Raw genomic sequence first — 12,548 nt, forward strand, 5'->3', positions numbered from 1 at the left:
TGTTTTTTGGCCCGCCGGGGGGGCGGGGGGGGGGGGGCGGCGCGGGGGCGCCCCCCCCCCCCCCCCCCCCCCACGTCCGCCAACCCATTACAATCCCCCCATGGCCATCGCCCCCGCCCCGCGCTCCCCGAAAAAGAAAGCTCCTCTCTACGAAGAGGTCGCCGAGCACGTGCGCGAGCGGATCTACGACTACCGGCTGCCGCCGGGCGAATGGATCGATGAACCGGCCTTGTGCGAGGAACTGACGATCAGCCGCACGCCGCTGCGCGAGGCGCTGAAGCTGCTGGCGGCCGAAGGCCTGGTGCAGATCGATGCCGGGCGCGGCGCGCGGGTCACGCGGTTGACGCTGGAAGACCTGAACCAGCTGTTCCCGGTGATGGCGATGCTGGAAGGCCGGTGCGCGCACGAGGCGGTGAAGAACATCGACGATGCCGGCGTGCAGCAGCTGGAAGATCTGCATGCCGCGATGGAAGCGGCGGCGGCGGAAGGCAATATCGCTGAGTATTACCGCAACAACTACCTCATTCATGAGACGGTGCAGCACTACGCGGGCAATCCGTGGCTGATCCGGATTACCCATGATCTGCACCGGATTCTGAAGATGCACCGTGGCCGGCAGCTGCTGGCGCCGGGGCGTACGGCGCAGTCGCTGGCCGAACACCGCGAGTTGATGGAATGCTTCCGGCAACGCGATGCCGCAGCAGCCGGGCAGACCATGGAGCGGCATCTGCTGAGCCAGGGTCAGGCCCTGGCGGCCTATGTCGCGGCCGGCGGATTGTTGAACGTGCCAGCTCCACTGCCGACCGAAGGCGGCAGCTGACCTCCCGTAGAGCCACGCCCTGCGTGGCTTCGACCCACCCGGAACACCCCGTAGGGACACGCCATGCGTGTCCATCGCACAGTCAAGCACCGCGGAGCCACGCAGGGCGTGGCTCTACGTCGGTCGGGTTTCGCGCAGGGTCCAGATTGCTGGCAGCACCAGCACGGCTACCAGCGCGATCATCGCGCCCGGGGCGGCCGCCCAGCCGGTGTAGCGCACCAGCAGTTCGGCCAGCAAGGGCGTCGCACCACCAAAGAACGCCGTCGCCACGGTCACCCCCAGCGCCAGCCCGCTCAGCCGCCCTTCGCCGGGAAACTGCTCGGCCGTCGCCGGGGCGGCCACCGCGCTGACGCCGCCTGCCAGCGCGGCCAGCACCACGGCTCCCAGCGCGACCTGTACAAGACCGCCCTCGCCCATCAACGCGAACATGCCCAGCGGCAAGAGCACCGACAGCACGGCCAGCGCGATCAGCAAGGGTCGTCGACCTACCCGGTCGGAGAACGCGCCGAACAGGGGCGTCACCACGATCACCGCCACCGCTGCGACGGTGGACAGCCACAACGCTGACGCCTCGCTGATTTCGCTTACCGAGCCCAGGAAGGCGGGCACGTAGGTAATGCCCACGTAGTACGTGATCGACCCCAAGGCCGAGACCGCGAAGGTACGCACCACCGCCCCACGATGATGCCGCCAGGTATCGCGGATCGGCGTCTTCGGCACCGTGCCGACTTCACGCTGGCGGATGAACTCGGGCGACTCATGCAGGGTGGAGCGCGCCACCAGGATCACGCCGGCCAACGCCGCGCCGACGAAGAACGGAATGCGCCAGCCCCACGCCGCCAGCTGCGCATCGCTCAACAAGGCGACGGTCAGCGCGGAGACGCCAACCGCCAACAACGCGCCTATTTCGCTGGCGGCCGACGCCAGCGACGTCACCAGACCCCGTCGACGCACGGGGGCAGTTTCCAGCAGATACGCCACCACGCCGGTGTACTCGCCCCCCACCGAAAACGCCATCACACAGCGCAGCAGCAGCAACAACACGCCAGCACTCACGCCGATGCTGGCAAACGTCGGAAGCAACGCGGTGGCCAACATGGCCGCGGTCATCAGGATCATCGACGCCAGCAGCATCCAGCGCCGGCCGATTCGATCCCCCAGGCTGCCAAAGCACAAGGCACCCAAGGGGCGCATCAGGTACGACACCGCGAAACCCGCCAGGGTGACCACCAGTGCCTGCTCGCCACCGCCGAAAAACACCCGCGACAGCACCGTGGCCAGGTACAGGTACAAGGTGAAGTCGTACCACTCCACCACCGTGGACAACCCGGCAATGACCATCGATCGGGTGTGTGGTGGAGTGCTCAACGCAGGATCTCGCCCTCGTCCTCGCCGTCCCAGTAATGGATGCGCACCGCGCTGACCCGGATCAGCACCAGTCCCGGCGTGTCCACGCCCTGCTCGAACCGGCGCTTCAGGCCACTCACCCAGTGCTCCTCCATCAGGGTTCTGCTGCGGATCACCATGCCCCGCCCCTGCACCGCCACGAACAGGGGCGGCTTGCCCAGCAGGGACTTGCTGCCGGTGAAGGACAACGCCACCTTGGGCTCGCGCATGATCTCGTCGACCATGTCCGCCGCTTCAAGCGCGAAGAACCAGCTGTCGCCGTCGTACTCGACGTCACCGTTGTTGCTCATCGGACGCGCGGCGATCTCGCGATCCTGGGCGTGGGTGTGCAGCAGGCAGAAGTCGATATGGGCCATCTTCTTCGCCAGTTCGGGCAGGGTCAGCGTGGTCATGGGCACTCCGTGACGGATCGTATGGCCCCAGCCTCGGCGCGATCACGTGACCGCGCCGTGCAGGGTCGCTGTCCCCGCATTCACATGATCAAAGCCCCACCAGTTTGCGGATCTTCCGGCCTTCGCTTCGCGGGCGCTGGAAATCCTCGTGGTACGCGGGGTAGTACGCCGACTTCTGGCCCTTCAGCAGGAAGATGGACTTCTGTCCGACCTGGCGCTGGATCTGGCCCAGCTCGTAATGCCACATCTGCCAGAGCGGGACGGTGACGCGTACCGGTACCGGGCCGGTGCGACTGAACACCACGTCGTCCAACACCAGATGCAGGCGAATCTGATTGTCGCTGTCCGGGCCGGTGCGGGCCGCCGGGTCCGTGACCGGCTGGCCCTGGCCGTCCACCATGTCCACGGCCTCGATCTTGGCGATCACGCCCAGGTCGGCCTGCGCGACGATCTGCTCCAGCGTCATGGGCACGATGGAGGTGGCCGATGCGGTGGCGGCCGACATCAGGGCCAGCAACATCAACAGGTACTTCATGTACGTTCCTTGTCGGTGGGAAGGGCTGTGCTGCCACGCTACCATTCCCACCGCCAGGGTCAACGCGGGCCAACCTCCACGAACACCGGATTGGAGTGGAACCACAGGTCCTGCCAGGGGTCTTCGCCGGGAAGGTCGGCCAGGGCCACGCGTTCGCCGGTGCTGTTGCCACGGGCACGGACGAAGCCGCCCTGGGCCGGTGCTGGCAGCGTCCAGCGTACGCGGATCCAGTCGCCGTCACGCTGCCAGTCGGTAGCGGCAAAATGACGCGACTGCATCTTCAACTCGCCGTCAGCATCCTTGCCGCCCACCACCAGCTCGATCAGCTTCAGCACGGGTCGGTCGCCATTCGCATTGGGCAAATTCGGCTGGCGCACGCGCAGCTGTACCTGCAGCATGCCGTCGGCAGACACCGGCAGCGTCTCCCCCAGCGTGGCCGACCGCGTGCCGTCGCTGACAGTGAGCTCAAGCCGGTCGACCAGATCACCGGTCACCGCAAACGTGCGGCCCTGGCGCAGGCTGTCCAGGATGTCCTCCGCCTCCGGGCGAGCCCAGGCGTAGGTCTTGCTGTACTCCCCCGGGTCGTAGTCGCGGCCACCGTCGCGGACGTTGACGTGCGAATCGGAGCTGGCGGTGATCCAGAAGCGCAACCCGTCGGCCAGCATCTGGTCCCAGATGCCCCCGACCTGGGCGGTCATCTGGTCGAAGCCACCAAAGGTCGGTGCGTCGGCATTACGGTACAGCCCGCGTTCGCTGCGGATGCCCTGGTGCCCCGGAGCCCCTTCCATGCCCACCAGCACCTGCGGCGCGGCCGCGTGCCAACTGCGCAGCTCTTCCGGCGTGACCTTGCCCCATACGCCCACGCCAGTGGCGGTCCGCGACGGGTGATTGATCAACATCAGCGGCTGCGGCTGCAGCCCACGCAGGTAGCCCAGCGCCGCCAGCATTTCCTGCTGGGTATCACGGCTGCCCTGCAAGGGTTCGCTGCGGCTGTAGTCGCGCTCGGCGGTCACCAGCTGATCCCGCTCGTCCGGACCGGGGGCAACGATCAGCGAGGCGTGCTCACCGGCAGGTACGTCAAACTCCATGCCGTTGAACTGGATCACGTCGGGCACGTCCTGCCGGGCCTGCAGCAGCGCCGGATACGCGTGATCACGGGTGACCACCGAATGGCCGGGGCCACCGTGGTCGGTATGAACCATCCAGCGCAGGCCAAAGGCCTTGGCCTGGGCCGCATTGCGACTGCGGCTGTAAGAAGAGTCGCCGCCCCGGATCGGGGTCGGCGGCGTGGTGCTGCGGTCCCATTCCACGCTCCACTCACTGTGCACGTGGTGGTCGCCGGCCAACCATTGGCGGCCCTTTTCAGTCGTCGCATCGGCAGACAGCGCCGGTGCGGATGTGGCAAGCAACGCCAGCACAAGCAGTTGTTTCATTGCGGGCACCTCACAGAAAAGCGTGCGGGCAACGCGCGGACCCTCTCCGATCCGCGCGCCACCCACACTGAAACGGTGGATCAGAAGTCGGCGCGCAGGCCCAGGCTGATACGACGGCCCGACGCTTCGTACATGGTCGGGAACGACGGATCCATGGTGTAGCCGCTGGTGATCTCGTTGGTAAGGTTGATGCCCTTCAGGCTGAGCTTGATCTTGTCGGTGATGCGGTAGCCGATGGAGACATCCAGCTGGCCATAGGCATCGCGGTAGATCGGGTACAGGTTGTAGCCAATCGACTCAACGTACTCATCCTTGTGGTTGTACGAGACGCGGGCATCGAAGCGCTCGTTCTCGTAGTAGGCGGTGAAGTTCCAGGTCTTCTCCGACAGACCCGGCATCGGGGTCTGGATGCCCAGGTCCGACTCACCGGCCAGCGAGCTGTCCAGCATGGTGTAGTTCGCATTGACGCCGAAGCCCTCCAGCCACGGGGCGAACATGCCCAGCGGCATCTGCGCGACCAGCTCGATACCGTCGACCTCGTAGGAGCCCTTGGCATTGACCGGCTGGTACACATCGAAGTCATAGATGCCGTTGAGGCTGCCGTTGGCGTTGTACACCGCCACGTCCTCGACCATGCCGGTCAGCGAGTTGATCACCACGCCATCGATGTTCTTGCGGAAGTAGCTGGCCGCAAACAGCGCGCCATTGTCCAGGTACTTCTCCACGCCCACTTCCCACTGCTTGGCGTAGGTCGGCTTCAGCTCCGGGTTACCGTCGGTGAAGCGGTAGGAGCTCCAGCTGGCGGTACGCTTGTAGGCCACGTCGGTCAGGGCCGGGCGCATCATCACCTTCGAGGCGGCAGCACGCAGCAGCAGGCCGGGCGACACTTCGGCGGTCATGTTGAAGCTGGGCAGCAGGTCGTCGTAGCTGCCGTCCTTGGATACCGGCGTGTCGGTGTACCCGGTGCTGCCATCCGGACGCTGGATCGGGTGGAAGCCGAACGAATCCACTTTGGTGTCCACGTAACGCGCGCCGGCGTTGATCGTGAAGGGCACATTGCCGATGTCGAACGCGAAGTCGGTCATGGCGTAGAAGCTCATCACCTTTTCGTCCACCTGGTAGAACTGGCCCGGATCGAACGGCGTGTAGAAGCCGTCGTAGCGGAAGGCACTGCGTGCGTAGGAATTGGACACCTGCTGCCAGTCCAGGCCCTTGTGCGAATACTCGCCGCCGGGAACGATGTCGCTGATCGACTGCAGCGGGCTGTCGGCCAAGGTTCGGGTGTTCACCCACGCAGCGCTGCCAGCGGTCGGGCCGGTGATCTTGGCTTCACCATACTGCCGCTCCTTGGAGCGGTCGGTGTAGCGCGCACCGAACTTCACGGTGTGCAGAGCGGGCAGGAAGGCGAGGTCGAGCAGGCGGGTCACGTTGACCTGCGCGGCGTACTTGTCGTCCTGCACCTTTTCCAGGGTGGTCTCGTAGGCTTCGAACAGATACTTGTCCGAGGCGTTGTACATGTCGATGCTGCCCGGGGCGGCGCTCGGAATCGTCTCGCCGCTGTCGCCGGTCCAGCGCGTACGCGACGGCGCATAGGCGACGTGCTTCAGATTGGAGTAGTCGGAGGTTTTCTCCGCACCCGAGTAGCCGATCAACCCGTCGACATACCAGTTGTCGCCCTTCCAATCCAGCGCCATGCTGTACTGGCTGTAATCGGTCTTGTTGATCCGCTCCTTGCTCAGCATTTCGTGCTGGGTGGCGGTGTAGGACACATCGCGCAGCACCACCATGCCGTACTGGGACAGCGTATCCGCGTCGTACTCATGGATGGTGTCGAAAGTGCTGCGGCTGGAGGCCGAATAGGCGGCCGCGTCGTACTCGTCTTCGGTACTGTCGTAGCCGCCGACCATGGCATCGAAGGTCAGGCTGAAATTATTGCTCGGCTTGTACTGCAGCGACGCGGTCGCGCCCCACTTGTCCTGCTCGTTCAGATATACGCGATCGCCCACCTTGTCCTGGAAGACCACGCGGTTGGTCTGGTCCGAGTCATTGCGGTCGGTGATGTTCACCCCTGCGTCGCGCAGCAGCACGGACTGGGCCTGGGTACCCCGGGTCCCCGACGCGGTCAGAAATCGCGAGGACGGGCGGAAGTTGATGCCCGAGGTGGAATCGGTGCGGTTGGTGCGCTTGGACTGCGAGTACGACACCAGCGCGCCCCAGTCACCCCAGGTGTCGGCGGCAAGGAAGGCGAAGCGCGGATCGACTTCCTCGGAGATGCTGTTATGTGCACCTTCGGCCGAGAACACCAGCTTGCGCTCGTTGTAGTCGAAAGGACGCGCCGTGGAGATCTTCACCGAACCGGCGATGCCACCCTCTTCGTCAGCGGCGGTCGGCGACTTCTGCACCGTCACCTGCTGGATGATCTCGGACGCGAACATGTCAAATTCGACATCGCGGCCGCCACTGCCCGACGCGGTGGCCAGGTCGTTGATCGAAACATGGGTGTATTCCGACGGCAGGCCGCGCACGTTGACCTTGGTGCCCAGGCCCTTGCTGCGTTCGATGGTCACGCCTGGAACGCGCTGCAGTGCTTCGGCCAGGTTCTGCTCCGGAAAGTCCGCCACGTCGGTGGCCACGATGGAGTCGGAAAAGCCGACCGTGGCGCGCTTGATGTCCACCGCCTGTTCCAGACTGCGACTGTAGCTGCCGGTGACCTGGATGGTTTCCAGGTTCTGTGCCCCGGCACCCGCTGCCGGTGCGGCCACTTCGGCGTTCAGCGGCGCATCGGCGGCGACGGCAACGCCGGACGGAGCGGTCATGCCTGCGCCCGGAGCCGGCGATGCGCTGTCCTGTGCTTCGATGGTGACCGTGGTCGCGTTGAGGTAGCGGTAGCGCAGTCCGGTACCCGCCAGCAGACGGCTCAACGCGGCGTCGGCGCTGAGTCCGGCCGGCGCGCCGGACGTACGTGGATTACCCGCACTCCGTGCGTTGTAGACGAACTGCAGGCCGGTCTGGCGCGACAGTGCATTGAGTGCGGCATCCAGCGGCTGCGAGGCAATGGCCTCGCTGGCAACGCGGGCCGGTTCAGCGGCAGTGGCCGCAGTGGTGACCTGCAGGGCAAGGGCAATCGAAAGGAACAGTGTGCGGCGCATCGTGGGATCCAGTGAGGGAATGGCGGTGGTCGCGGAACGGGGTTGTTCCTGCTTTCCCCTACTACGAGTGCGCAGTGCGCGAATCGGGCACCGCTTTTTCGATGAATTTTTTCTTACAGCGCGGACGTTGCCTGTGGCCGCACGCGCACGTGGATGCCGTCGGCTTCGCGCTGGGTGATCAGTGCAGGTTGCTGATCCAGAAACGCACGCAACGATGCGAGGTCGTCCACGCGCAGGTTGCCGGTCAGACGCAGCGCGCCAGCATCATCGCTGACATGCAGGCGCAGCGTGTTGCGTCGGTTGAAGCGATCTGCCACGTCGCGCAATGGCTCGTCGCGGAACACGGCGCGCCCCCGCCACCACGCGGTCATGCTGTCGGCGTCTTCATCGCTGAGTTGCACACGCTGATCGCGATAGGCCACCTGTGCGACCTGCCCGGCGTCCAGATCGGCCAGCATGCGCCCTCGCCCGCCGTCGCCGCGCACCTGCACACGCCCCTCGCTGACACCGATGCGGGCCTGCTCGCGGAGCAGTGAGACGTCGAAGGTGGTACCGATGTCGGTCACCTGCAGCCCCGCCGCATGCACCGCAAACGGTCGCCGGTCGGCCGCGACCACGAAGCTGGCCTGCCCGCGTTCCAGTTCCACCCGGCGGGACAGCAAGGTCATGCGTACAGACACCTCGCTCTCGGCATCCAGGTGCACCACCGTGCCGTCATCCAGCGTGATCTGGCGCGGGCTGCCATGTGCCGCCACGAAGTGGTCACTGCGCGGCAGTGCCAGGCTTGTCCCCCATCCCACCGCCAGCAGCACACTGGCGGCCACCGCGATGCGCGGCAGCCAGCGGCGACGCGCATCCGCCGCAGCGACGTGCGGCTTTCTCGGCGGCGACAGGCGCACCACGTTATGGCTGTTGCCCACCGCCGGCGGTGCCGCCAGCAACGCGTCCAGGTCGATGGGCATGTCACGCAGCGCATCGCCCAGCGCACCGGCCACTTCGCTGATGGCCATGTATTCGCGCAGATGCTCGGGCGAGGCCACCAGCCACTGCATGAACGCGCGCTGCTGGTCCGCACTGACGGAACCTTGCCGCTGCAGTGCATGCCAGTTCGCCGCCGCCTGGGTCAGCGCGGAGGGATGGTCGATGGGCGTGGTCAACGGACCTCCACCGGCTCGGCCATGGCCTGGCGGCAGACCGACAGGCCGCGCACCACGTGCTTCTTGACCATGTGCGAGGACACGCCGAGGCGTTCGGCGATCTGCTTGTAGCTCAGGCCATCGCGGTACTGCATCACCAGCACGGCGCGGGTGTGCTCGGGCAGGCTGGCCAGCAGTGTCTGCAGGTGCTGGCGGCGCTGTTCGCGTTCGGCGGCATCTTCCACGCATTCCCCGCTGGCCAGGCCGGGGCCCAGCTGTTCGATCTCATCGATGGGCAGGGTCGACCAGCGCCGCCGCGCCACCTGTTCGCGCGCGAGGTTCTGCGCAACGGTGAACAGGTAGGCCTCGGGATTGGCGATGGGCTCCCCCGCACCCTCATGGGCGCGCAGCAGGCGCAGATAGGTTTCCTGCACCAGGTCTTCCGCGTCCTGACGTGCGCCACGGCGCACGAAGAAGCCACGCAGCACCGGCGCGTGATCTTCGAACATCCGTGCCAGGCGCCGTCTTGCCTGTTCGGCCACCTGTGTCGCCTCGCCCCTGAAGTGTGCAGCACGGTAGGGCACGCAGATGACGCGACGGTGACGGTGTCGGCGCCCGCATCTGGCCGGTCCGATCCGCCAGCACTTGACAAGGGTCCGCGAACCCGATCATAGTTAATTAACGAATTAGTTAACTGCCACCCATGGACCGTATCTTTGAAGCCTTGGCCTCCAGTGCCCGCCGCCAGATCCTGGCCTACCTCAGCGGTGGCGAGCTGAGTGCGGGCGAGCTGGGCGAGCGCTTCGACTTCAGCAAGCCGGCACTGTCCAGCCACCTGCGCATCCTCGAAGAAGCCGGGCTGATCGAGCGTGAGAAGCGTGGCCAGTTCGTGTACTTCCGCCAGGTGCCCGAGCGCCTGACCAACACGCTGTTCACCTGGGCGGCCGAAGTGTGCCCGGTGGGCGGTCCCCTGCAGCGCGAAAGCCGCGCCCGCGCCCGTTCCCGCAAGATCCCTGCCGAAGGCTGAGGAGGCCACCATGCCAGGAGTGACTCACACGGACCGTTCATTCCCCGGCATCAGCCTTCCTTCCCACGGCGGAGGCAGCCCGGTTGAGGTCACCTTGATCACCCAGTTGGGGATCGGGGCGGGCGACCAGCTGGTACGCGACGCCGGCCTGCGCCAATCCGCCCACCCGCGTTTCGTTGATGCGCTGGATGAACCATCAGCGCGCCTGGGTGACATGCACATGGCGCATCAGGACCCCTCCTCGCTGTACTCGTTCGCGGTGGGTCCGCAAGGACATCCGTTTCACCGGCATGCCGGCACGCGCATGTTCACCGCGGTCTCCGGCAGCGGCGGCGCACAGCTGCGTTTTTCCACCGCGTCGGATGCGCAGCTGGACGACGATCCGGCCGCCTTCATCCATGCACTGCGCTTCATCGAGATCCCGCCGGACTGCCTGTTTACCGTGCGCTTCGGCAGCGGCACCTGGCACCAGTTTGTGTCACAGCGCGCGCCGCACCCGGCCCTGTTTGCACTGTCGTGCCACGCCAACGACCACACCGGTCCGCTCAGTGACACCCAGCGCGCCCAGGTGGATGCGGGCACCGCCGACCTTCCCGGCCTCACCGACACATTGCCTTCCCACCTGCAGACGCTGCTGAAGCAGACCGACCCGCACAGCGTGCCGTGCGTCAGTCTTTCGCTGCATGCCCCCACCCGCTCCTGGGCCGGTCGCCTGTGCGCCCGCACCCGTGACCCGATCGGCCGTCTGCGTACCGCCCTGCATGGACTGCGGCCGATCCGCGGCTACGTCAGCCGCCGGCCCAGCCTGCACCCGGTGACGCATCATCGCGACGCGCCGGACGACTCGCTGCTGCAGCAGGCGCTGCCGGAAGGCAGTCATCATCGGGACTATGTCTCGATGATCCTGCCGGCACATGCGCTGGCCGGAACCTCCGCGCGCCGGATGCTGGAATCCGTGCTGGAAGGCTTCATTCTCAACCCGCCGTCAGGCGTCGGCCAACTGATGGCCCTGCGCAACGTGCTGGTGGCACCGCTGCGGTTGCGGACCTCGCCGCTGGGCTGCCCGGTGTCCTCGTTGTTGTCCGAGGATCGCAGCCAGCTGTTTGCCGGCCGCTTCCCGGTGCTGGGCCAGCACGTTGACGCCGATGACCACAGTGCGGAAGTGCTGCTGGGTGCAGATGACCGTCATCTGCGTTTCCGCTCCTGCGTACGCGTGGAACGGCTCGATGACGGCCAGCTGCGGATCTCGCTCGGCACCCGGGTGCGCACCCACAACGCGTTCGGCCGCTTCTACATGGCGCTGATCGACCGCACGCATCGTCGCTACATCAGCCCCACCCTGCTGCGCATGGCGGTGGCACATGCACTGGCTCCGGAGCTGAGTGTGGCTGCCGGGCCGACCGCTATTCCCCGGTCGGTGCCACTCGGCGCCGCAGGGTAAACACGGTGATCTCCGACGGCACACCGATGCGCGCCGCGAAGCCGGGCCACAGCCCCGCGCCGTTGCTCACATACAGGGTCATGCCGTCCACCTCGTAGCGGCCCGACACGAAGCCGCTGTTGTAGCGCTTCACCAACTGGTCCATGCCGACGATATGGCCGCCGTGGGTATGCCCGGACAGCTGCAGCGCCACCCCGGAGGCCGCGTTGGCGCGCGCCAGGTTCGGGCGGTGGTCAAGCAGGATCACCGGCGCATCGGGGTCGGCCCCCTTCAGTGCGGCGTGCAGGTCCGGCATCGGCAGGTCATGGTTCATCGCGGCGGGGTCGGTGACACCGGCGATGGTCAGGGCCGCACCGTCCCGGAGGATCCGGGTGTGGCTGTTGGCCAGCACCTGCATGCCCAATGACCTGAAGGCCTGCATCCACGGCTGATACTGGCTGTAGTACTCATGGTTGCCGGTAATGGCGATGACCCCATCCGGAGCCTTGAGCTCAGCCAGCGGACGCACGTCATCAGCGCGTGCTGCCACCGTGCCATCCACCAGATCGCCGGTAATCACGATCAGGTCGGCCTGCTGCGCATTGCTTTCGGCTACCACCTTGGCCACCCACTCGCCGGTCAGCAGACGGCTGGCATGGATGTCGGTGAGCTGCAGAACGCGGTAGCCCTCAAAGGCCGCGGGCAGATCGTTTATGGCCACCTCGACGTGGCGCACCTTCGGCACCGCCATGCCCTGGCTGATGCCATACGCCGACAGCAGCAGTGCCACCACCGCCGCCGAGGGCCTCAACCAGGGAGCGCGCAGCGCGTCTGCCATGCGCCGAGCCCGCAGCAGGCGGCCCGCCAGCAACAGCACATCCAGCACGATCACGAACACGGCCAGCAGCAGCAGCGCCGTGAAACCGGTGGCCAGCAGCGCGATGACCATCTTCGGCAGTTCGGGCGAGGCCATGGTGCCGGCAAACCGCGCCACGATCCGGTGATGCAGTGCCAGCGCGATGACCAGCAGCCCTAACGGGCCGCGCAGTGACAGGGACAGTTTCAGGGGCCAGATGACGCGCCACACCAGATACAACGCAAGCAGCAAACCGACAACACTCAGCACAGGCAGATCCAGGTACAGGGGGGAGGTCGGCCCATGAATGGGCCGATCTGCATGTTTAGCGGAAAGTGGCCGCTGGCGCTACCTTGGGGGGGCGGGCTTGGAA

11 protein-coding genes are annotated in these 12,548 nt (G+C 66.3%); 3 read left to right on the top strand and 8 right to left on the bottom strand.

Going from position 1 to position 12,548, the window contains the following annotated elements; all coding sequences use genetic code 11:
* Positions 1–100: 100 nt before the first annotated feature.
* Positions 101–820, top strand: a complete 720-nt coding sequence (locus QMX83_RS15820) for a GntR family transcriptional regulator (protein WP_282297595.1) — start codon at positions 101–103, stop codon at positions 818–820.
* A gap of 114 nt (positions 821–934) precedes the next feature.
* On the opposite strand, the gene QMX83_RS15825 is transcribed toward QMX83_RS15820, so the two are convergent.
* The 7 genes from QMX83_RS15825 to QMX83_RS15855 form a co-directional block, all read right to left on the bottom strand.
* On the bottom strand, positions 935–2,161 hold the full coding sequence (locus tag QMX83_RS15825) for an MFS transporter (RefSeq protein ID WP_282297605.1): 1,227 nt from the start codon (positions 2,159–2,161) through the stop codon (positions 935–937).
* Between the two features lie 23 nt (positions 2,162–2,184).
* Entirely contained in the window at positions 2,185–2,619 is a 435-nt protein-coding gene (locus QMX83_RS15830) for a pyridoxamine 5'-phosphate oxidase family protein (protein WP_282297596.1), read from the bottom strand.
* Between the two features lie 88 nt (positions 2,620–2,707).
* Positions 2,708–3,154, bottom strand: coding sequence for a hypothetical protein (locus QMX83_RS15835; RefSeq protein WP_282297597.1), 447 nt, complete (start codon positions 3,152–3,154; stop codon positions 2,708–2,710).
* A 59-nt stretch (positions 3,155–3,213) separates the two neighbouring features.
* Complete coding sequence (locus tag QMX83_RS15840) at positions 3,214–4,587, bottom strand: hypothetical protein (RefSeq protein WP_282297598.1); 1,374 nt, start codon at positions 4,585–4,587, stop codon at positions 3,214–3,216.
* Positions 4,588–4,667: 80 nt separating this feature from the next.
* The gene (locus QMX83_RS15845) at positions 4,668–7,736 is read right to left on the bottom strand and encodes a TonB-dependent receptor (RefSeq protein WP_282297599.1); all 3,069 of its coding nucleotides are present in this window, start codon (positions 7,734–7,736) and stop codon (positions 4,668–4,670) included.
* A 113-nt stretch (positions 7,737–7,849) separates the two neighbouring features.
* A complete protein-coding gene (locus tag QMX83_RS15850; protein ID WP_282297600.1) occupies positions 7,850–8,893 on the bottom strand; it encodes a FecR domain-containing protein in 1,044 nt (347 codons plus the stop codon).
* Positions 8,890–9,414, bottom strand: a complete 525-nt coding sequence (locus QMX83_RS15855; RefSeq protein ID WP_282297601.1) for an RNA polymerase sigma factor — start codon at positions 9,412–9,414, stop codon at positions 8,890–8,892. Before QMX83_RS15855 ends, QMX83_RS15850 begins: the two co-directional genes overlap by 4 nt.
* A 161-nt stretch (positions 9,415–9,575) precedes the next feature.
* On the opposite strand from QMX83_RS15855, the gene QMX83_RS15860 reads away from it, so the two are divergent.
* Both QMX83_RS15860 and QMX83_RS15865 read left to right on the top strand, forming a co-directional pair.
* Positions 9,576–9,899, top strand: coding sequence for a metalloregulator ArsR/SmtB family transcription factor (locus QMX83_RS15860; protein WP_282297602.1), 324 nt, complete (start codon positions 9,576–9,578; stop codon positions 9,897–9,899).
* Positions 9,900–9,909: 10 nt separating this feature from the next.
* Positions 9,910–11,340: a DUF2867 domain-containing protein gene (locus tag QMX83_RS15865; protein WP_282297603.1), complete on the top strand. Its 1,431-nt coding sequence runs from the start codon at positions 9,910–9,912 to the stop codon at positions 11,338–11,340.
* Here the strand turns inward: QMX83_RS15865 and QMX83_RS15870 are convergent.
* On the bottom strand, positions 11,303–12,445 hold the full coding sequence (locus QMX83_RS15870) for a metallophosphoesterase (RefSeq protein ID WP_282297604.1): 1,143 nt from the start codon (positions 12,443–12,445) through the stop codon (positions 11,303–11,305). The two genes, QMX83_RS15865 and QMX83_RS15870, sit on opposite strands and share 38 nt — an antisense overlap.
* Positions 12,446–12,548 lie beyond the last annotated feature (103 nt).

It is taken from the genome of Stenotrophomonas sp. PS02289, from assembly GCF_029960115.1.
In the GTDB taxonomy this organism is placed as follows: domain Bacteria; phylum Pseudomonadota; class Gammaproteobacteria; order Xanthomonadales; family Xanthomonadaceae; genus Stenotrophomonas.